This is a genomic window from Camelimonas sp. FR25, assembly GCF_059740505.1.
Window position 1 is genome coordinate 100134 of the sequence record NZ_JCAWFG010000017.1, and the last position, 19888, is coordinate 120021.

16 protein-coding genes are annotated in these 19888 nt (G+C 67.1%); 2 read left to right on the plus strand and 14 right to left on the minus strand.

What is annotated here, in order from left to right:
• Nucleotides 1-206: 206 nt before the first annotated feature.
• The 4 genes from frr to AC6A67_RS01480 form a co-directional block, all read right to left on the minus strand.
• A complete protein-coding gene (gene frr / locus AC6A67_RS01465; protein WP_498034748.1) occupies nt 207-770 on the minus strand; it encodes a ribosome recycling factor in 564 nt (187 codons plus the stop codon).
• 278 nt (nt 771-1048) lie between these two features.
• On the minus strand, nt 1049-1759 hold the full coding sequence (gene pyrH / locus AC6A67_RS01470; protein ID WP_498034749.1) for a UMP kinase: 711 nt from the start codon (nt 1757-1759) through the stop codon (nt 1049-1051).
• 386 nt (nt 1760-2145) lie between these two features.
• A complete protein-coding gene (gene tsf / locus AC6A67_RS01475) occupies nt 2146-3066 on the minus strand; it encodes a translation elongation factor Ts (protein ID WP_498034750.1) in 921 nt (306 codons plus the stop codon).
• A 145-nt stretch (nt 3067-3211) separates the two neighbouring features.
• Complete coding sequence (locus tag AC6A67_RS01480; RefSeq protein WP_498034751.1) at nt 3212-4222, minus strand: 30S ribosomal protein S2; 1011 nt, start codon at nt 4220-4222, stop codon at nt 3212-3214.
• Nucleotides 4223-4689: 467 nt separating this feature from the next.
• On the opposite strand from AC6A67_RS01480, the gene AC6A67_RS01485 reads away from it, so the two are divergent.
• Both AC6A67_RS01485 and AC6A67_RS01490 read left to right on the plus strand, forming a co-directional pair.
• On the plus strand, nt 4690-5637 hold the full coding sequence (locus AC6A67_RS01485; RefSeq protein ID WP_498034752.1) for an ATP-binding protein: 948 nt from the start codon (nt 4690-4692) through the stop codon (nt 5635-5637).
• Between the two features lie 64 nt (nt 5638-5701).
• A complete protein-coding gene (locus AC6A67_RS01490) occupies nt 5702-6331 on the plus strand; it encodes a DJ-1/PfpI family protein (RefSeq protein WP_498034753.1) in 630 nt (209 codons plus the stop codon).
• A gap of 112 nt (nt 6332-6443) precedes the next feature.
• Here AC6A67_RS01490 and AC6A67_RS01495 read toward each other — a convergent pair whose 3' ends face one another.
• From AC6A67_RS01495 to argS, 10 genes are all read right to left on the minus strand, one after another.
• Nucleotides 6444-7787, minus strand: a complete 1344-nt coding sequence (locus AC6A67_RS01495) for a peptidoglycan DD-metalloendopeptidase family protein (protein ID WP_498034754.1) — start codon at nt 7785-7787, stop codon at nt 6444-6446.
• Between the two features lie 804 nt (nt 7788-8591).
• Nucleotides 8592-9344 (minus strand): protein-L-isoaspartate O-methyltransferase family protein, encoded by a 753-nt coding sequence (locus AC6A67_RS01500; RefSeq protein ID WP_498034755.1) that lies wholly within the window; start codon nt 9342-9344, stop codon nt 8592-8594.
• Between the two features lie 199 nt (nt 9345-9543).
• On the minus strand, nt 9544-10305 hold the full coding sequence (gene surE, locus AC6A67_RS01505) for a 5'/3'-nucleotidase SurE (RefSeq protein WP_498034756.1): 762 nt from the start codon (nt 10303-10305) through the stop codon (nt 9544-9546).
• Nucleotides 10306-10447: 142 nt separating this feature from the next.
• Nucleotides 10448-11845: a serine--tRNA ligase gene (gene serS, locus AC6A67_RS01510; protein WP_498034757.1), complete on the minus strand. Its 1398-nt coding sequence runs from the start codon at nt 11843-11845 to the stop codon at nt 10448-10450.
• 208 nt (nt 11846-12053) lie between these two features.
• On the minus strand, nt 12054-12881 hold the full coding sequence (tatC, locus tag AC6A67_RS01515; RefSeq protein ID WP_498034758.1) for a twin-arginine translocase subunit TatC: 828 nt from the start codon (nt 12879-12881) through the stop codon (nt 12054-12056).
• Nucleotides 12878-13849: a Sec-independent protein translocase protein TatB gene (gene tatB, locus AC6A67_RS01520; protein ID WP_498034759.1), complete on the minus strand. Its 972-nt coding sequence runs from the start codon at nt 13847-13849 to the stop codon at nt 12878-12880. The genes tatC and tatB overlap by 4 nt, the downstream gene beginning before the upstream one ends.
• A 331-nt stretch (nt 13850-14180) precedes the next feature.
• Nucleotides 14181-14426: a twin-arginine translocase TatA/TatE family subunit gene (locus AC6A67_RS01525; RefSeq protein WP_498034760.1), complete on the minus strand. Its 246-nt coding sequence runs from the start codon at nt 14424-14426 to the stop codon at nt 14181-14183.
• A gap of 208 nt (nt 14427-14634) precedes the next feature.
• Entirely contained in the window at nt 14635-15648 is a 1014-nt protein-coding gene (gene nagZ / locus AC6A67_RS01530; protein ID WP_498034761.1) for a beta-N-acetylhexosaminidase, read from the minus strand.
• Nucleotides 15649-15787: 139 nt separating this feature from the next.
• The gene (locus AC6A67_RS01535) at nt 15788-17401 is read right to left on the minus strand and encodes an SPOR domain-containing protein (RefSeq protein WP_498034762.1); all 1614 of its coding nucleotides are present in this window, start codon (nt 17399-17401) and stop codon (nt 15788-15790) included.
• Nucleotides 17402-17514: 113 nt separating this feature from the next.
• The gene (gene argS / locus AC6A67_RS01540; protein WP_498034763.1) at nt 17515-19275 is read right to left on the minus strand and encodes an arginine--tRNA ligase; all 1761 of its coding nucleotides are present in this window, start codon (nt 19273-19275) and stop codon (nt 17515-17517) included.
• Nucleotides 19276-19888 lie beyond the last annotated feature (613 nt).

The following is a 19888-nucleotide window of genomic DNA, read 5'->3' on the forward strand; positions in this document are numbered from 1 at the left end:
GCCCATTGCTCGTTGGCCTGTCTAATCCTGGCCAGACTGGCCCTGCCCGGCAGGTTGGGCGTCGGCTGCCAGCGCAGGCAAACGCCCCATCCCGTCCGGTATCGCGCCGCCATGGCCACGGCGTCACCGCCGGCCCACAGGGCGCTCCCCCCTATCGTCACATGGCTACGCCGTCCGAGGCCGGCGCAGCATGCAGGCTGAATGTCTCAGACCTGCATGATTTCCTTTTCCTTGGCGGCGACCGTGGCGTCCGCGTCAGCCACGGCGGCGTCGGTGGCCTTCTGCACCTGCTCGCCGAACCGCTTCTCGTCATCCTCGGAGATGTCGCCGTTCTTTTCCAGCTTCTTCAGCAGGTCCATGCCGTCACGACGCACGTGGCGGATGGCGACCTTGGCCTCTTCGCCATATTTATGGGCGACCTTGACCATCTCCTTGCGGCGCTGCTCATTCATTTCCGGAATGCGCAGGCGGATCACCTGGCCTTCGGTGTTCGGATTGAGACCGAGGTCGGATTCGCGAATGGCCTTCTCAACCGCATTGACCATGCCGCGATCCCACACCTGAACGCTCAGCAGGCGGGGCTCAGGCACGCTGACGGTGGCGACCTGGCTGATCGGCGTTGGCGAGCCATAAGCGTCGACGGTGATCGGATCGAGCAGGGTCGACGAGGCGCGGCCCGTGCGCAGGCTGCCGAGGTCATGGCGCAGCGCGTTGATGGCGCCGGTCATGCGGCGCTTGATGTCGTCGAGGTCGAAAGTTGCGGTCGTCATAGGTTTCGCCCTGGCAATCGGTTCATTTCGGACGGCGGCCATCGGCGCGCCAGCTGTCCCGGGCGCCTATAGCATGTATCAGCCGCAAGGGGCGCCACATCCTCAGCCTTCCCGGGCGCCTGTCGCGCCAGACCCACCTGCAGCGCGCGCCTGATAGGCAGACCGAGGCCAGCCATTCGTGGCGCGGCGCCATCCTGGGTGAAGGCTACATAGCTGCTTTGCCCCGCCGGCGCGAGACCTCATATCGGCGCGCGCCGATCTGCAACCCTGGCGACGCCTCAGTTGGGCGTCACAAGGGTATGGGCGCCCTCGCCGCGCAGCGCCGTGCAAATCGCCCCGGGGCTGTGCAGCGAGAACACCAGAATGCTCAGGCCACTGTCGCGCGCCAGGGCGAACGCCGCCGTATCCATTACCTTGAGATCGCGATTGATCGCCTCGCCATGGGTCAGACGATCAAAGCGGACGGCGTTCGGATTACGGTGCGGATCGGAATCATAGACGCCGTCCACATTGGTGCCCTTGAGCAGCACGTCGCATTCCAGCTCGGCGGCGCGCAGGGCCGCGCCAGTGTCGGTGGTGAACCACGGATTGCCAGTGCCGCCGCCCAGCACAACCACCTTGCCATTGCGCAGATGGTCGATGGCGCGCCGACGGGCGTAGCTCTCACATACCTGCGGCATGGAAATCGCCGACATGGCGCGGGCCGGAACGCCAGCCGCCTCGATGGCGTGCTCCAGCGCCAGCGCGTTCATCACCGTGCCAAGCATGCCGATCGAATCGCCGGTATTGCGGGTCAGGCCGCGGGCCATGCCCTGAACGCCGCGAAAGAAATTGCCGCCGCCGACCACGATGGCCACTTCAAAACCGGCGCGACTGGCTTCCGCCACATCCGCCGCGATGGTCGTCAGGGTCTCGCCATGCAGCCCTAGGCCATGCGGCCCGGCCAGCGCCTCACCCGACAGCTTCAGCAACGCGCGTTTCACCTGCATGGGGAACTCCCTGTCCGGAAAACCGCCCCGGCTGAGCGGTTTTCGCCCTGTTGCACCTGGGCCTGGCCCCGTGAGCCCGGCCCGTTGACCAGACGGGCTGGTCAACCTTTTGTCCGCCGATCTTCGGAAGGGTTTGCGGCCATCCTGGGCCGCAAACCGCTCCAAAGCACCCGGGACGCCCCATATCAAAGCCCGATGAGCAATCTACCGCATCCGCCGACCATCGCGCAGGCGCGTAACGCCGCGCCATCCCGGTCTGGTATGGAGCCCTCCAGGCGCCGCCACAATGGCCTGGATACGCCAACCCCGGCCATTGGGCCGGGGCTGGTCAGATCTCGATCCGTGGCGCCGGGCCCGCTCAGGGCCGGCGCAACAGTCTGCGCAGCTTAGCCGCGGGCAGCGGCGACTTCAGCCGCGAAGTCCGGAGCCACTTCCTTCTCGATGCCATCGCCGAGGCCATAGCGCACGAAGCCCTTCAGGGCGACCGGTGCGCCGATCTTGCCTTCGGCTTCCTTCAGCACCTGGGCGATGGTCTTCGAAGGGTCATGGATGAAGCCCTGCTCCACAAGGGTGTTCTCCTTGTAGTAGCTCTTCATGCCGCTCTCGACGATCTTGGCCAGAACGTTCTCGGGCTTGCCAGCGTTCTTGTCACGCAGGATGGCGATCTCGCGCTCCAGCACGTCAGCCGGGATCGACGTGGCGTCGAGGCCAGCGGGGCTGGTGGCGGCCACGTGCATGGCGATCTGGCGACCGAGGGTCTCCAGCGCGGTCACGTCGCCGGTCGACTCCAGCGCAACCAGCACGCCGATCTTGCCGAGGCCTTCGCCAGCCGAATTGTGCACATAGGTGGCGATGTAGCCGTCAGCCACATGCAGGCGATCGACGCGGCGCAGGTTCATGTTCTCGCCAATGGTGGCGATCAGCTCCTGCAGCTTGTCCTTGATGGTCAGCGACGAGCCGGGGAAGGTCGAGGCTTCAAGGTTCTCCAGCGTGCCGTCGCCATTGAGGGCGATCTTGGCGGCTTCGCGGGCAAAGGCCTGGAAGGCGTCATTGCGGGCGACGAAGTCGGTCTCGGAGTTCACCTCGACGATCGCCGCGGTCTTGCCCGACGACTGCACCGACACGAGGCCCTCAGCGGCGACGCGACCAGCCTTCTTGGCGGCCTTCGACAGGCCCTTCTTGCGCAGCCAGTCAACGGCGGCTTCGATGTCGCCAGCCACTTCGTTGAGCGCAGCCTTGCAGTCCATCATGCCCGCGCCGGTCTTCTCGCGAAGCTCTTTCACCATTGCGGCGGTAATGTTCGACATGGTTGTCCCCTGAGTTTTGGGTCCGGGACAAACGTCCCGTTACAGACAGGAAGGGCCCGGCGTTGTTACGACGCCGGGCCGATGTGTTCAAAGCCGCCGCCCTGCTCACCCTGAGGAGCGCGGGCGGAATGCTCCAAAATCTTGATCAGGCTTCGACGAGCGCGCGGGCCTGGGCGACCCAATTGCCGCTCTGGATGCGACCGTTGAGCTTCAGGTCGGCGTCGAGCTTGGTGATGTCGGCGTCCTTGAGAGCAGCCAGCTGCCAGTAGTGGAACACGCCGCCTTCGTTCAGCTTGCCTTCCAGCTCCGGGCCAACGCCGGTCAGCTTGGTCAGGTCGTCCGGCGCGCCGCGCGGGGCGGCCAGCACTTCGAACACTTCGTCAGCGAAAGCTTCCGGAGCCTCGACAGCGCCCAGATCCTCAACCAGCTCTTCTTCAGCGCCCTGGTCGAAGCCCATGTCCGAGGCAGCGCGCGAAATGCCGTCGATGGCGGCCTTGGCGATCAGGTCGCAGTACAGCTGAATGGCGCGGCCGGCGTCGTCATTGCCCGGAACGGCGTAGGTGATGCCATCCGGATCGCAATTGGTGTCGACGATAGCGACGACCGGGATGCCCAGACGACGGGCTTCCTTGATCGCCAGCTGCTCCTTGTTGGTGTCGATGATGAACAGCAGGTCAGGCGTGCCGCCCATGTCCTTGATGCCGCCCAGCGCCTTCTCGAGCTTCTCCTGCTCGCGCGACAGCATCAGACGCTCTTTCTTGGTCAGCGCGTTGGCGGCGCCGCCCGAAAGCATCTCGTCGAGCTTGCGCAGGCGCTGGATCGAGCCGGCGATGGTCTTCCAGTTGGTCAGCATGCCGCCGAGCCAGCGGGAGTTGACGTAGTACTGGGCCGAACGACGGGCAGCGTCAGCGATCGAGTCCGCAGCCTGGCGCTTGGTGCCGACGAACAGCACGCGACCGCCGGAGGCGACGGTGTCAGACACGGCCTGCAGGGCGCGGTGCAGCATCGGCACCGACTGGGCCAGGTCGATGATGTGGATGTTGTTACGAACGCCGAAGATGTACTCGCTCATCTTCGGGTTCCAGCGGTGAGCCTGGTGACCAAAGTGCGCGCCGGCTTCGAGCAGCTGACGCATGGTGAAGTCAGGAATCGCCATAATTCTATTTCTCCGGTTGGTCCTCCGCGAAGCCGTTTTGACCAAGGGTCACCGGACAGCCCATTACGGACATGGGCCTGCACTTCGCGTGTGGGATGGCGCGGCTTATAGGCGCCCCGCGTTCATCAGGCAAGCCCTGCGACCTGCGGCGAATGCGATAATTGAAGGCGATCAACGCCTAACTGGCGAATGACGGCGGATTTCCGCCAGCCTTGGCGGCCTGCCGGGCCAATTCTCTCCCCCAACAAGCTGAGGTTGGCTGTCGGGAGGCTGCGACCAGCGCCGTCAGCAGGCTGCCGCGGACTGATTCATCGCGATGCGCATCAGCCGACCAGGCGTTCGCCGTGCGCGTCAGAGCGGCGACCAACGCGCATGGCGCTCATGCCGTCATGTGGTCGACAAGCCTGCAACGGCGCCGCACAACTGTCGCCCTTGGCCACTGAGCAACAATCTGACTGGGTTTGATCATGCCCCATGGCGCATCCGCCGCTCTTACCGCCGCCGCAGGCGCCCTCACCGCAACGCCGGGCGCTGACGCCGCCGGGACCGACGCTCTGCAGCGCATCGCCGCCGCGCTGGAGCGCGCCTACCCGCCGCCGCCGCCGGCGCCGGACTTCAACGCCGCCGACGCTTTTGTCTGGCTGGCGACGGGAAGCCGGTTACAGCCGGTGCCACGGGTCAACCGGGTCGCCATGGTGCTGCTGCAGGGGGTGGATCGGGCCCGCGACACCTTGCAGGACAACACCACGCGCTTCGCCAATGGCCTGCCTGCCAATAACGCCCTGCTCTGGGGCGCGCGCGGCATGGGCAAATCCTCGCTGGTCAAGGCGGTGCACGCCGCCATCAATCAGGACGACGGAATGGGCGCGCCACGCCATGGCGAGGCCCGCCTCAAGCTGATCGAGATCCATCGCGAGGACATCGCCAGCCTGCCGGCGCTGATGCAGCTACTGCGCGACAGCGCCTACCGCTTCGTGGTGTTCTGTGACGATCTGTCGTTCGATTCCGACGACACCTCCTACAAGTCGCTGAAGGCGGCGCTGGATGGCGGCATCGAGGGCCGGCCAGCCAAGGTGCTGTTCTACGCCACCTCCAACCGGCGCCACCTGCTGCCGCGCGACATGATGGAGAACGAGCGCTCAACTTCCATCAACCCGCACGAGGCGGTGGAAGAGAAGGTCTCGTTGTCGGACCGCTTCGGCCTATGGCTCGGCTTCCACAAATGCAGCCAGGACGACTATCTGGCCATGGTGAATGGCTATGTCGCCCATTACGGCCTCGCCATCGCCCCGGAGCAGTTGCGCCGCGACTCGCTGGAATGGGCGACGACACGCGGCTACCGCTCTGGCCGCACCGCCTGGCAATATATTCAGGACCTCGCTGGCCGCCTCGGCAAACCCTTGCAGGCGGAGTGACGCTCATAACCTCAGGGCGGGTTCGCCTGACGCGGTGAGGTGACGCCACAGACAGGAGCACGCCATGCATATCGTCATCTTCGTCTATGACGGCGTCACCGCCCTCGACGCCATTGGCCCCTATGATCCGCTGTCGCGCCTGCCTGAGGCGCGCATCAGCTTCGCCGGGCTGACATCGGGGCCAGTCACCGCTGGCGGCGGCGCCCAGCTGATGGCCACGGCCCTTGACCAGATCGACGCCGCCGATGCGCTGATCATTCCCGGCGGCATGCCAGCCGATCTCCGGCCCATCCTGCAATCCCGGGAAGCGCTGGACTGGCTGCGCGCCATGGACGCAGACAGCGCCTTTACCTGTTCGGTCTGCACCGGCGCCCTGCTGCTGGCGGCGGCGGGGTTGCTTGACGGTCGCCGCGCCGCCACCCATTGGCGGGCCGTGGAGGCGCTCGCGAAAATGGGCGTCGACGTCGCCCCGGAGCGGGTGCACCGGGACGGCAAATATCTGACCAGCGCCGGGGTCACCGCCGGCATCGACATGGGCATCACCCTCGCCGGACTGCTCGCCGGTGATGACGTAGGGGCAGCCATTGAGCTGAGCATGCATTACGCCCCGCAACCGCCGTATGGCACGGGCGACCCCGCCCTGTGCAAGACGCCGGAGCGGCTCCGCCTGATCGCGGAACGTCTACGCAACTGAGCCAGGCCGCAGGTGGGTTGGCGCCATCGGCGCGCGCACATAAGCTCTGCGCCCACCAACAGAAAACGCCCCGGCGGGGGACCGGGGCGTTTCCACTACTGCGACGGGGGTCTCAACCACCGGCGAGATGTGGCAGCGGGTCGACTGGCGTCGAACCCTTGCGCAATTCGAAGTGCAACTGCGGCGTCGAGACATTGCCCGACTGGCCCGAGGTAGCCACGGTCTGGCCCCGGCTGACCTTGTCGCCGCGCTTGACCTTGAGCTCGCCATTGTTGGCATAGGCCGACACCCAGCCATTCTCATGGCGGATCAGCACCAGATTGCCATAGCCCTTAAGCTCGCTGCCGGCGTACGCCACGACGCCGCCTTCAGCCGCCTTGACCGGCGTGCCCTCTGGCAACGCGATATTAATGCCTTCGCTGCCGCCACGACCGTTAAAGCCCTGGATGATGCGGCCACGCGCCGGCCAGCGGAAGCTGCCGCCCGAACTCTCGGCCTTGGCCGGAGCAGCCTCGGGCGCAGCCGCTGCCTGTACAGGCGCTGCCTGGGCAGACACGGCCTTGGGCTCGGGCGCAGCCTTGACCGGGGCGGCGGCGACCTGGCGCGCCGGCTCGGCAGGCTTCGCCTTCTCAGGCGCGGCCAGCTGTTGCGGCTTCGGCGCCGGCTGGGCGACGGGCTTCACCGCCACCTGCGGCTGAACCTGTGGCTGTGGCTGGGCGCGCACCACCTGGGGAGCGCGGTTGGCCTGGCTGGCCTGCTGCTGCAACGAGCGCGGCGGCTCGCCAGCGCGGACGGCTTGCGCCGGCTGCTGGGCGACAGTGCGCGAAGCGGCGATCACCTGGCGGGTGCGGTCCTGCGTGCTGGTCGCCATCTGCTGCGGCGCGGCGCGAACCGACTGGGCCTGGGCATTGACGCTGGCCGCGCCCTGGCGCGCGGTGGCCGTCGCCTGGCCCGCCGCCGACGTTGCTGCAGACGGATTATAGACCGGAATGATGATATTGGCGCCTGGGTTAAGCCCATTGCCGCTGAGGTTATTGGCCGAGCGGATGGCCGCCGGCGGCACGCCATAGCGATCAGCGACGCTCTGCACCGTATCGCCCTGCCCCACAGACACGGTGGCGCCGCCGATGGCGGTCCAGCCGTTGCTGCTGCCGGTGACCTGATCGGGACGCACGCCGGAGAAGCCGGACTGCTGCGGAGCCTGGTAGCTGGACTGGCTGGCGCCAGACGGCGGCGGCAGGCTCGAGGTCTGCACCGACGAGGCGCCATAGCCAGAGCCCGCGGGATTGGCGCCAGAGGAGCTCGCTCCATAAGAGCCGCCGCCATAGGACGGCGCGGCCTGACCTCCAGGCACATCCGCCGGCGGCAGGCTGCCGGTGGACATCTTGTCTGCGCCAGAGAAGCCGGCGAAACGCTGGGAATCTGCGGCGCAGGCCGCCGCCAGAAGCGAGAGCATGCTCACCCCGGCAATCCGGGCCAGAGCGCCAGAACGGTTCGTCGGATTCGTTTGAGGCATTTCACATCCACCGGCTACGCAACACAGGCAGTTAAAGCGGATTCAGGTTAAACAACGGTTTCCATTGGTCGCATCCGGTCGTTTTTCGGGCGACAATTGTCATGTTTTCCAAAGTTGCGACGTCGAGGCCGAAGAGACGTAAGGCAAAGGCCGCCATGCTCGCACGGTGCGCGCGGCGGTCGGCGCCAGCGGCGCGAAGATGCATCCAAGGCGCTGGGGGCGCGTGGCTTATCCGTCTGGCTGGAACCGACGAGGGGGCTGACGCCAGATGAACGCCCCGCTCGCGCGATGGCTACGTCGCCGCCTGACCAAAGGCGCCCCAGAACAGCACAGCTAACGCCGCAAGCACGCCGCAGCCCTGCCCGCGCATGACGCACTATGGTTAAGCGCATGCGTGGGAATGGGCGCGGCTGGCGTCGCCTGCTCGCGGGCGGAATGACGGTTGGGGCGTGGCGATGGCATCCTCGGCCGCGCTGGCAAGGACAAATGGCGGCGCAAGGGCTGGCATATCGCGCTGGGATTACGCGTTGGGATCAAGACGTGGATGCCCGTGACAAGCACGGGCATGACGGCTGATTGCTGGTCGGGGGCGCGGGGCAAGACGAGCGCGATGGGAGCCCAGCCCGCGGCGCGCATCGAGTGGGCCGTCGCGCATGGGCACGTTGCGCCTCGCACCGTCGCATATGACCTTGGCGCGCAGGGATGTTGCGCGCGCAGGCCAGCGCTGTCGCGTCTGGCGCCGCCTTACAGCGCCTGGGCGAGGCCGGGTTGCAGGCGTGGCAGGCGCAGCGGGCGACCGAGGGTTTCCGGAAACGCATCGCCCTGGCGCGCGACACAGACGAGGCGCGGGCCGGCGTCGGTGAGCATCGCCGCCACCATCCGGCCGCCGTCGTTCAGCGCCTCGACCAGCGCTGGCGGCGCATGTTCCAGCGCGCCATTGAGAATAATCCGGTCAAACCGCCCCAGCTGCGCCACCGCGTCGGCAAGGCCGTCGCCGATTTCGACCCTGGCGTTGGTCAGGTTGAGCCGGGCCAGCCGGCTGGCGGCGGCGATGGCCAGGGTGCGCATCCGTTCCAGCGACACCACCTCGGCGCCCAGATGCGCCAGCACCGCCGTGAGGTAGCCGGAGCCAGCGCCGATCTCCAGCACGCGGTGCTCGCGGCTCACCGCCAGCTCGCGCAGCATCAGCGCCAGCTGCATCGGCGAGGTCATGGTCTGGCCGCAAGGCAGCGGCAGGGCCACATCTGCCCGGGCCAGATCAGCAAAGCCACGTGGCGCGAACATGTGGCGCGGCGCCAATTCCATGGCGCGCAGGATCGCCGTGTCGCGCACGCCGCGCGAGCGCAGGCCGAGCAAAAAGGCCGCAGTTTCCTCACGTCCCGCCTCTTCACGGGGCAATTGCGCCAGCGCGGCCAAATCATTCTCCGCCATGCAAGGCGCGCCCACGACGTCGCCGTCATAAGGCGTCGTCGCGGCGGCCAGGATATTCTGGGGCATTAACACACGCAGAGGCTTAAAAATGTCTGTCGCCCGTGGGGACAGGGCGATGGCTCAAAGCAATGGCGCCAGGCACGGTGAAAGGCGCCGTCAGGGCACAGCAAGGGCAACGCGGGTGAAGCGGCGCGCCTGCCCGGCCATCCGCCACGCGCTCACCTTCGGGCGCAGCGAACGGCCCAAGCGCCAGCGGCCTTTGCCCTCAGGCGAAGGCCTGGGCGTAGCGGGTCATCAGCGGCTCATCGGTCATATTGATGCGCAGCGGCGTCACCGAGATTTTGCGGTCATACAGCGCCTTGAGGTCGGTGCCATTGCCAGGCGTCGACGGCGTCTTGCGGAAGGTCAGCCAGTAATAAGGGATCATGCGGCCGTCAGCCCGCTGCTCGACATCGAGCAGGCCCGGATCGCGGCGACCCTGGGCGGTGACGGCGACGCCCGTCACCTCGGCGGCGCTGCACGGCGGAAAATTGATATTGACCAGCGTGTCGGCGTCCATGCCCAGCGCCAGCACCTTGCGCACCACGGCCTCGCCATGGCTGGCGGCGCAATCCCACGGCGCATCCTCACGCATGCCTGGCATGAAAGACTGCGACAGAGCGATCGACTGGATGCCCAGCATGCAGCCTTCCATCGCAGCGGCGATGGTGCCGGAATAGATCACGTCCTCAGCGACATTGTGCCCCTTGTTGACGCCTGACAGCACAAGATCGGGCCGGGCGTCGCGCATGACATGGCGCACGCCCATCAGCACGCAATCGGTCGGCGTGCCGCGCACGGCGTAACGCTTGTCAGCGATCTTGCGCAGCCGCAGCGGGTCGCTCAGCGACAGCGAATGGCCGACGCCGCTCTGGTCGGATTCCGGCGCGATGACCCAGACATCGTCTGAAATCGCCCGGGCGATCTTCTCGAGAACGATCAGGCCCTCGGCGTTCACGCCGTCGTCATTGGTGATCAGGATACGCACATTTGTCTCCGGGCCCCATGGTCAGCTGGGCGGCTGCGCTGCTGGACAGCTGGCTGGGCAGGGCCGCAAGGCGCGGCCCCAAGGGTGTTGCGGACACCGCCCGCTGGCGCGTGCCCGTGGCGCAGGCAGCGCCTTGCGCGGCTCAGCCGATGCGCGTCAGGCCGCCCATATAGGGAACCAGCACGTCTGGCACGGTGATCGAGCCATCGGCGTTCTGATAGGTCTCCATCACCGCGATCATGGCGCGGCCAACGGCGGTGCCCGAGCCATTGAGCGTGTGGACGAAGCGCGTCTGTTTGGCGTCCTTCGCCCGGCAACGGGCGTTCATGCGCCGCGCCTGGAAGTCGTTGCACACCGACACCGACGACACTTCACGATAGGCCTGCTGGCCCGGCAGCCACACTTCCAGATCGAAGGTGCGGGCCGAGGCGAAGCCCATGTCGCCGGTGCACAAGGTCACCACGCGATAATGCAGGTCGAGCTTTTGCAACACCGCCTCAGCGTTGGCCAGCATGCGCTCATGCTCTTCCAGCGACGCCTCGGGCGTGGTGATGGCCACCATTTCGACCTTGGAGAACTGGTGCTGACGCAGCATGCCGCGCGTATCGCGGCCCGCTGAACCGGCCTCCGCACGGAAGCAATGGGTCAGCGCGGTGAAGCGCTTCGGCAATTCTTCTTCCGAGAGGATGCTCTCGCGCACCAGATTGGTCAGCGGCACCTCAGCGGTCGGGATCAGCCAGTGCCCATTGTCCTGCCAGTCGGCGAAGGCCTGGGCGGCGCTATCTGCGACGCCGGCCTCGGCGTGACGCCGGGCGTTGGCCGCGAACTCCTCGCGCGTCAGGCCGCCCGCGATGACGCGGAACTGGTCCTCGCGGAATTTCGGCAATTGCGCCGTGCCGAACATGGCGTCATCGCGCACCAGAACCGGCGGGTTGACCTCTTCATAGCCATGCTCACCGACATGCAGGTCGAGCATGAACTGGCCAAGCGCCCGCTCCAGCCGCGCCAGCTGCCCCTTGAGCACGACAAAGCGCGCTCCCGACAGTTTCGCCGCCGTCTCGAAGTCCATCAGGCCGAGCGCCTCGCCCAGCTCAAAATGCTGCTTTGGCGCAGTAACGCCCTGCAGGCGGTCAGGGCGGGCGTCGGGGCGCTCGCCATAAACGCTCTTCAGCACATTGTCGGCCTCATCCGCGCCATCGGGAACCTCGGCCAGCGGGCTGTTGGGGATCGCCGCCAGCTCCTGTTCCAGCGCCGCCAGCGCCTCGCGCTCGCGCGCCTCCAGCTCCGGGGCGGTCGCTTTCAGCTGCGCCACCTCGGCCTTGAGGGCGTTGGCCCGGTCGAGGTCCTTGGCCCGCATCGCCTCGCCGACCTCTTTCGACAGAGCGTTGCGGCGCTCCTGGGCGGTCTGGGCGGCCTGAATGGCGGCGCGGCGCGCGTCATCCAGCTCCAGCAGACGGGATGACAGCGGGGCAAGGCCACGGCGCGCCAGCGCGGCGTCAAAGGCTTGCGGGTCATCACGGATGAGGCGGATGTCGTGCATGGAGATCACACGTTAAGGCTGGGCCAGCGCCGGCGACAGGCCAGGGCAGGCGTTTCGGGATGGCCGGGACGCGCGACGCCACAGGCTGCGCGACACAGGGCCAGACTGCTGGGTGTTTGCGATTGTCGGCGCGCCGGGTCAACCCCGGAACGAAACCAGGCCGGCTTAGCCGGCCTGTTCCACTATGCCCGCGACAGGCCGCCCTGGCTTAGATGCCGTCACCTATGGTGGTCGCCACCTCGCGGGCTTCTTCTGCCTCGCGCGCCGCCTCAGCCGCCGCCCGCTTCTTCTCGGCCATACGCACGGAGAAGATCGACGCCTCATACAGAAGCAGCGTCGGAATGGCGAGGGCGAGCTGGCTGATGACGTCCGGCGGCGTCAGCACAGCGGCGACAACGAACACCGCCACGATGGCGTAACGCCGCTTCTCCTTGAGGAACTGCGAGGTGACGATCCCCGCCCGACCCAGCAGGGTCAGGATCACCGGCAGCTGGAAGCAGATGCCGAAGGCGAAGATCAGCGTCATGATCAGCGACAAATATTCGCTAACCTTGGGCAGCAGCTGGATCGCCGCCTCGCCCTCGCCGCCCGCCTGCTGCTGGCCGATGGAGAAGTTCATCACCATTGGCATGGCGATGAAATAGACCACCATGGCGCCGAGCAGGAAGAACAGCGGCGTGGCGACCAGATAAGGCGCAAAGGCCTGGCGCTCATTCTTGTACAGGCCAGGGGCGACAAACTTGTAGATCTGCGTGGCGACCACCGGAAACGACAGGAAGGCGGCGCCGAACAGGGCGATCCTGATCTGGGTGAACAGATATTCCAGCGGGGCCGTGTAGATCAGGCGCACGTCGGCGCCAGGCCCTGCGGCGAACACATAAGGCCACACCAGCACATTGTAGATGTACTTGGCCAAAGCGAAGCACAGGAAGAACATCACCACGAACGCGATCAGCGAACGGATGAGGCGCGAGCGCAGTTCGATCAGATGGTCGATCAGCGGGGCGCGGGAGGCCTCAATATCGTCGTCGCTCATGATGTCGCGTCACCGGAATTCTTGTCAGGGGTGGCGGCAGGCGTCGCCGCCTGGGCACCTGCGGCTGCGGGCGTAGCTGGCGACGTGGCGGCGGCCACAGCAGCCGCAGGGACGTCAGACGGTGGCGGCAGCGCCACGACCGGCTCAGGCGCGGGCAAGGCGACAGGCTGCGCAGCTGCATCAGCGACGAGACTCCTGTCGGCGGCGCTCTTGCTGGTCGTGCGCTTGCTGGTTGTGGTCTTGCTGCCAGCGCTCTTGCTGCCAGCGCTTTTGCGCGCCGGAGTCTTGCGCGGCGCAGGCGTCTCGCCGTCGACATCCGAAGGAGGCTTGCGACGGGTCGGCTTGCTGACAGTGATCACGGCGCCATCGGTCGTCTGGGCTTCGGTGGCGACAGTCTCCGTCTTGCGCCGGCTCACGCGCCGGGGCCGCGCCGCAATCACATCGACCTCACCTGCGTCCGCCGCAACCTCAGCCGTCTTGCGCCGCCGTGGCTTTGCGGCTGGCGCCACAGGATCCATCCCACTCCCCGCGGCGTCAGCTTTGCCGGAGATCGCTGGCTGGCTGGCCTGGGCGAGGTTCGTCGGCGCATCAGGCACGGGCGGCAGGCTGCTCAGATAGTCGCCCGCGCTGGCAAGCTCCGTGCTGGGCAGGCTGTCGGCGCCAGTCGCCGGCTTGGCCGGGGTGTCGATGGCGTCGCGAATCTCGCTGCGCAAACGGTCGACCGGGTTGAAATTGTTTTTGAGATCGCGCGCGGTGTCGACCACGTCGGACACGCCCTTGCGCAGATCCTCCATGTCGGCTTCCTGCAGCGCCTGATTGAACTGGCGCTGGAAGTCGCCGGCCATGCGCCGGACCTTGGTGGTGGTCTGCCCCAGCGTGCGCAAGGCGCGCGGCAAATCCTTCGGCCCGATGACCACGAGCGCCACGCCGCCGATGAGCAGCAACTCACTCCAACCGATATCAAACATGTCGCGCTCTCTGGCCTGATCGGCCGCAACGGGCCCAGCCCCCAGCCACCGATACCCCAATTGGCGGCGCCACCCCTGGCGGCGCCATGGCCATCTGACGGCAAGGCGCGCCGTCCCCGCCATCAGCTAACCGAGGCTCCAGCCCTGTCACTGGCTCGACAGGGCGAGCGGCAGACGCTGGCGGCAAGCCGTGCTGGTTTTACGGGGCGCTGGCCGCTCCGCAACTGCAATGCCCGCGCCCGCCTGACCGCGCCCGACCCAGCGCGCGCCGGGTCGTGAACCACTGCCAGCGCAAAGCGCCGCCATGCAGCCGCATCGCAAGACCGAAGGCTCAGAGCTTGTGGCCGGCCTCATTGCGGACGTTGGCGTTGGCGTCGACGGTCGGCTGGTTCTCCAGCGGACGCGGCGGCTCGGCCGGGGTGCGCGGCGCTTCAGGCTCGTCGTCCTGCATACCCTTTTTGAAGGACTTGATGCCCTTGGCCACATCGCCCATCAGATCGGAAACCTTGCCACGGCCGAAAAGCAGCAGCACGATCACGCCGACCACGACCCAGTGCCAAATGCTGACGCTACCCATTAACGACTCTCCTCAGGCCACGCGGAAGAGTCCCCCGCCCGGCGAAAGCTGACAGTCCGGCGCCGTAAAATACGGCGTCTGCAGGCGCTCGACCTGCCGGAACTGCACGATATGGCGTCAAACTACGCGGCGCTCGCGGCCAAAACAAGGAAATGCGCGCCTGACGGGCAGACGCGCATGCCAAAAAAATAATCGCTCTGGACAATGCTCAGGCGATAGCCGGCGCCAGAAGCTCGGCCAGACGCTGGCGCGCCGCCTCAACGTCAAGCGGCTCAACGCTTTTCACGATCCGCGACAGCGCGGCCTCAGCCCGCTGCTCTGCCTTCCCTGACAGCAGCGGCGCGGCGGCGGCGATCTCAGCCATCTCGGCGGCGTCGCCGTTACAGTGCAACACCACATCGCAACCGGCGGCGATTGATTCTTGCGTGCGCTGGGCAAAGCTACCCTTAAGCGCCTTCATCGACAGATCGTCGCTCATCAGCAGCCCATCGAAGCCGATGTGGCTACGGATCACCTCGGCGATCACCCGCGGCGAGGTGGTGGCGGGCCGTTCAGGATCGAGCGCCGTGTAGACCACATGGGCGGTCATCGCCAGCGGCATGTCGGACAGCACCTGGAAGGGCGCGAAATCGCGGCGCTCCAGCTCGGCGCGCGGCGTATCGACGACTGGCAGCGCCAGATGGCTGTCGGCCCCTGCCCGGCCATGGCCCGGAATATGTTTGATCACCGGCAGCACGCCGCCGGCCAGCAAGCCTTCGGCGGCGGCGCGACCCAGCCGCGCCACCGTCTGCGGCTCGTCGCCATAAGCGCGGTCACCGATCACGTCATGGGCGCCTGGCGTCGGCACGTCGAGCACCGGCAGGCAGTCAACGTCGACGCCGACCTCATGCAAATCATGGGCGATCAGCCGCGCCCCCAGCCATGCGGCCTCACGACGACCGGCGGCGCTGGCCACTGCGCCATAGGCGCGGCCTGGCGGATAGGCCGGCCACACCGGCGGCGCCATGCGCTGCACCCGCCCACCTTCCTGATCAATCAGCACCGGCGCACGGCGCCCCACCAGATCCCGCAGTGATTGCGTCAGCCGCGCCACCTGCGCCCGATCCTGCACATTGCGCCGGAACAGGATGAAGCCCCATGGATTGGCTTCCCGGAAAAAGCCGCGCTCGGCCTCGGTGAGCTCCAGGCCGGACAGGCCCAATATCAGCGCCCGCGTTGACATGTTCACTTCCTCACAGGGCATGGCCCCTGATGATGGCTGGCGACGCCTTTGGCTGCGCCCCCTCGCCGGAGCGCCCCGCGCCAAAATGCATGAAGGGCGGTCGAGCCGCCCTTCTGCGCAATCCGTGACGGCGGTCGCCTCAGCCCTGGGCGACGAAGCAGGAGCCGCCGGAGGACTTGAGCTGGGCGCACAGGCTGTTGGCGCTGTCGCGGCTCAGCCCCGGCACGCGCAGCCGGTAGATGGTGCGGCCATTGGACTGGGCCTTGACCACGGCGGTGCTGTGCGCGGCCAGCACATTGTATTTGCGCTTGAGGCTGGCGGCGAGCTTGCGCGCCTCTTCCTCGCTGCCTGGCGCGCCGAGCTGCACCGCAAAGCCGCCCCTGCCGACGGGCGCTGCGGAAGTAGCAGGCGTCGCTGCTGGCGCAGCCGCGACCTTCACCGGCTTCGGCTCCCTTTGCGCAACCGGCGCATCGACGCCGCCGACCGATCCGGTCGGGGTCGAATCAACCATGGTGCTGGGCACCCGGTGCTCCTGCTTCGGCGCCGCAGCGACAGCCACAGGCCGCGCCGGGGGCGTGGCGGCGGGCATGGCTGAAGGCGTGGCCGCGACCTGTTGCTGGCGCACCTTGCCATCCGGGCCAATCGACACGGTGCGAACGCGCTTCGGCTCACCCAGACCTTCACGCGGGTCACGATTGCCGCCCGGGGTGGGCAGCGGCACCACCTTACCCGCGCCAAACGACACGTCCTCGGCGGCGACCTCCGACGGCAGGCGGCCGGCGGCCACGGCGGCGGCGCGCTGCTGGCGCAGCGTCTGCTCGACGTCGACGGGCTGCTCATTATTGGCCACGACGCGGGTATTGGCCGACGGCTTGGCGAGCTGCTCGTATATTTCCTTGGTGGCGGCCGGGTCGGCGGTGTTTTCCACCGGCGGAGCGACTTTCACCGGGCTGGCGTCGGCGCGAATAATCGGGGCCTCGCCGCCAGCGCCAGTGGAGCCACCGCCCTGGCCAAGCATGAAATAGCCTGCCGATGCCGATGCGCAGACGGCGATCACCGCCGCAGCCGCCAGTAGCGGCGCCCGGGCAGGTTTACGCCGGCGCAACCGCGCGCCTTCCAGCGCCCGCAGCGGGTCGGGCGCGGGGGCGTAGCCCTGGGCGTGACGGTCACCGTCAAACCCGCGCGCGGCGACCGGAGCGGCGGCGGCGAAGCCAGCCGCCGGAGCCGCGTCAGCGTATGATCCGGCGTAGTCCTGGGCATAGGCAGGCTCGGCCTGGCCGTGCGCGGCGTAGCCCTGGGCGCCCTGATAGCCATAGGCGTCGCCGGCGTGGGCTGGCTGGCCGGCCCAGCTGGCGTCTGCGCCCTGTCCTGATGCGTGAGCTGCGGGCTGCTCGCATTGCGGCTCGCTGGCCCACTGGCTGGCGGCGGCGGGCTGCGCGGTGTAAGCGTGCAGGCGACCAGCTTCCTCAACGGCGGCGGCGTCCCATTGCGGCTGCGGCGCCGGGTCGAAATGCGGCTCCTGGCGGGTGGCATAGCCCTGCCCGGCCACAGGCTCGGCGGGACGCGGGCTGCTCAGCGGCGTGCGCAGCAGATCGCGAAAGCGGTCATTCTGGCCGACAATCCGGGCCAATTCCGCAAGACGGGCGTCTTCCGCCGACGGACTGCGGGCGCCGTGCGGCCGGGCGTCGAGGCCCAGCTCAGCTTCGAGCGCCCCCAGAACCTGCGCATCGCGGAGATTGGATCGGTCTGTCATCGCGCGTCCCGTTTCCTTGTCACAACTGGCTGGCGGAAACGCGCTGCTGACGGACCAATCCCGGTCCTGTCCTGGGTGATGCCTGTGGTCAGAGCCTCAGGCGGCTACCCGTCTCAACGCATTTCGTCTGGCGCTCCCACTCCGAGCAGCCCCAGACCGGACGCCAGCACCGACCGGACCGCATCAACGAGGGCCAGCCGGGCATAGGTCAACTGTGAATTCTCCTGGTTAACAAAGCGTAAGCCATGATCGTCTCGACCACGATTCCAGAGACTGTGGAAGGCGCTGGCCAGCTCATACAGATAGAAGGCGACGCGATGCGGCTCATGGGCCGCCGCAGCCGCGCCGATCACCCGTGGATATTGCGCCAGCCAGCGCAGCATATCCATTTCGGCGTCGCTGGAGAGCAGCGCCAGATCGACCTGCGCCAGCGCCGGCCGGCTGAAGTCGCCGCCCGGGAAGGCTTCGCCCGCCTGGCGGAACACCGAGGCGCAGCGCGCATGTGCATATTGCACATAAAACACGGCGTTATCCTTGGACTGTTCAACCACTTTGGCAAGGTCGAAATCCAGCGTGGCGTCATTTTTGCGGAACAGCATCATGAAGCGCACGGGGTCAGAACCGACCTCATCAATCACATCACGAAGCGTCACGAAGTCACCGGAACGCTTGGACATTTTGACCGGCTCTCCATCGCGCAGCAGGCGCACCATCTGGCACAGTTTGACGTCGAGATCGCCGACGCCGCCGGTCACGGCTTTCACCGCCGCATTCATGCGTTTGACGTAGCCGCCATGGTCGGCGCCCCAGACGTCGATCATGCTGGCGAAGCCGCGCTGGAACTTTGAGCGGTGATAGGCGATGTCCGCGGCAAAATAGGTGTAGGCGCCGTCGGACTTCAGCAGGGGCCGGTCCACGTCATCGCCAAAGGCGGTGGCGCGGAACAGAGTTTGCTCGCGATCCTCCCAGTCCTCCACCGGCTGGCCCTTGGGCGGCGGCAGGCGGCCTTCATACACGAGGTCGCGACTGCGCAGATCGGCGATGGTGGCGGCGATCTGGTCGCCCTCCGTCCCCTTGCTCAGCGAGCGCTCCGAGAAGAACACATCGTGACGGATGCCAATGGCGGCGAGATCGCCACGGATCATCTCCATCATGGCGTCGATGGCGGCGTCGCGCGCCAGCGGCAGCCATTCCGTTTCCGGCAAGGCCAGCAGCGCCTCGCCATGGGCGGCGGCCAGCGTCTTGCCGACCGGAACCAGATAGTCGCCTGGGTAGAGCCCCGCCGGGATCTCGCCGATGTCCTCGCCGAGCGCCTCACGATAGCGCAGGAAGGCCGACCGGCCGAGCACGTCGACCTGGGCGCCGGCGTCATTGATGTAATATTCGCGCGTTACATCATGGCCGGCGGCGGCCAGCAGGCTGGCGAGGGCGTCGCCAAACACTGCGCCACGGCCATGGCCCACATGCATCGGGCCGGTGGGATTGGCCGAGACATATTCGACATTGACCTTACCCTTGCCGGGCTCGCCGCGGCCGAAGCCCGCCGGGTTGGTCAGAACATGCTCCAGCACATCCGTATAAATATCGCTGTTCAAACGGATATTGATAAACCCAGGTCCGGCGATCTCGACAGCGGCGACGCCTGCAATCTCGCGCAGCCTGTCGGCGATCAGGCCGGCCAGCGCCTTGGGATTGGTCTTCGCTTCCTTGGCCAGCACCATGGCGGCGTTGGTGGCGAGATCGCCGTGGCTCATGTCACGCGGCGGCTCGACCACCACACGCGACAGATCCAGACCCTGCGGCAGCGCGCCCCCGGCCGCCAGTTCGCCGAGGACCGTTTTCAGGCGCTGTTCGTACAGATCGAAAATATTCATGCTGTGCTAGCTTCTCACAACGCCTGACAGGTCGCCGCTGCTCGACGCAGGCGGTTCCAGGAAGGGCGGTTTCAGATGATCTGCGCAGGCAATAGCAGGATTGGGGCCTCAGCAAAACCACGTGATGGCCTGCCTGTCCGCGAGGACGCTCGCCGCCGTGGCCGACGCCCGGGAAGTTTAAGGCCAATCGCCGGGGATGCGACCAGGCCTCCGCTTATCCGCCGCAGCCGTTCCGCCACAGCCATTCTGCCGCAACCTTTTCAGCCCCAGTCTTTCTGCCGGAGTCTTTCTGCCGCAACCTTGCCGCCTCGGCTTCTCCGCCGTCATCCCCGTGCTTGTCACGGGGATCCACGTCTTGCGGCCCACAAGCCCGCACGCTGGGCTCCGGCTGGCCACCCAGAAGGTTACCGGCTGGAGTACACGGTCATGGTCCACCTGCGTCGCATCAAGACGTGGATGCCCGTGACGAGCACGGGCATGACGGCAGTGGGTCGGGTAAGGGCGCGATGCCTTAAGGACGCGGGGGCGATGCCTGCCAGGCCTTGCGCCCATTGCCGGGCGTGCGCTAAACGCCGCCCCTCATACCGCGTTTTTCCGCCACCGCTCTTCCGCC

What these genes read in the sequence shown, in the direction of transcription:
- frr (WP_498034748.1), bottom strand. Translation starts at nt 770, where the DNA reads ATGACGACCGCAACTTTCGACCTCGACGACATCAAGCGCCGCATGACC.
- pyrH (WP_498034749.1), bottom strand. Translation starts at nt 1,759, where the DNA reads ATGCAGGTGAAACGCGCGTTGCTGAAGCTGTCGGGTGAGGCGCTGGCC.
- tsf (WP_498034750.1), bottom strand. Translation starts at nt 3,066, where the DNA reads ATGTCGAACATTACCGCCGCAATGGTGAAAGAGCTTCGCGAGAAGACC.
- AC6A67_RS01480 (WP_498034751.1), bottom strand. Translation starts at nt 4,222, where the DNA reads ATGGCGATTCCTGACTTCACCATGCGTCAGCTGCTCGAAGCCGGCGCG.
- AC6A67_RS01485 (WP_498034752.1), top strand. Translation starts at nt 4,690, where the DNA reads ATGCCCCATGGCGCATCCGCCGCTCTTACCGCCGCCGCAGGCGCCCTC.
- AC6A67_RS01490 (WP_498034753.1), top strand. Translation starts at nt 5,702, where the DNA reads ATGCATATCGTCATCTTCGTCTATGACGGCGTCACCGCCCTCGACGCC.
- AC6A67_RS01495 (WP_498034754.1), bottom strand. Translation starts at nt 7,787, where the DNA reads ATGCTCTCGCTTCTGGCGGCGGCCTGCGCCGCAGATTCCCAGCGTTTC.
- AC6A67_RS01500 (WP_498034755.1), bottom strand. Translation starts at nt 9,344, where the DNA reads ATGCCCCAGAATATCCTGGCCGCCGCGACGACGCCTTATGACGGCGAC.
- serS (WP_498034757.1), bottom strand. Translation starts at nt 11,845, where the DNA reads ATGCACGACATCCGCCTCATCCGTGATGACCCGCAAGCCTTTGACGCC.
- tatC (WP_498034758.1), bottom strand. Translation starts at nt 12,881, where the DNA reads ATGAGCGACGACGATATTGAGGCCTCCCGCGCCCCGCTGATCGACCAT.
- tatB (WP_498034759.1), bottom strand. Translation starts at nt 13,849, where the DNA reads ATGTTTGATATCGGTTGGAGTGAGTTGCTGCTCATCGGCGGCGTGGCG.
- AC6A67_RS01525 (WP_498034760.1), bottom strand. Translation starts at nt 14,426, where the DNA reads ATGGGTAGCGTCAGCATTTGGCACTGGGTCGTGGTCGGCGTGATCGTG.
- nagZ (WP_498034761.1), bottom strand. Translation starts at nt 15,648, where the DNA reads ATGTCAACGCGGGCGCTGATATTGGGCCTGTCCGGCCTGGAGCTCACC.
- AC6A67_RS01535 (WP_498034762.1), bottom strand. Translation starts at nt 17,401, where the DNA reads ATGACAGACCGATCCAATCTCCGCGATGCGCAGGTTCTGGGGGCGCTC.
- argS (WP_498034763.1), bottom strand. Translation starts at nt 19,275, where the DNA reads ATGAATATTTTCGATCTGTACGAACAGCGCCTGAAAACGGTCCTCGGC.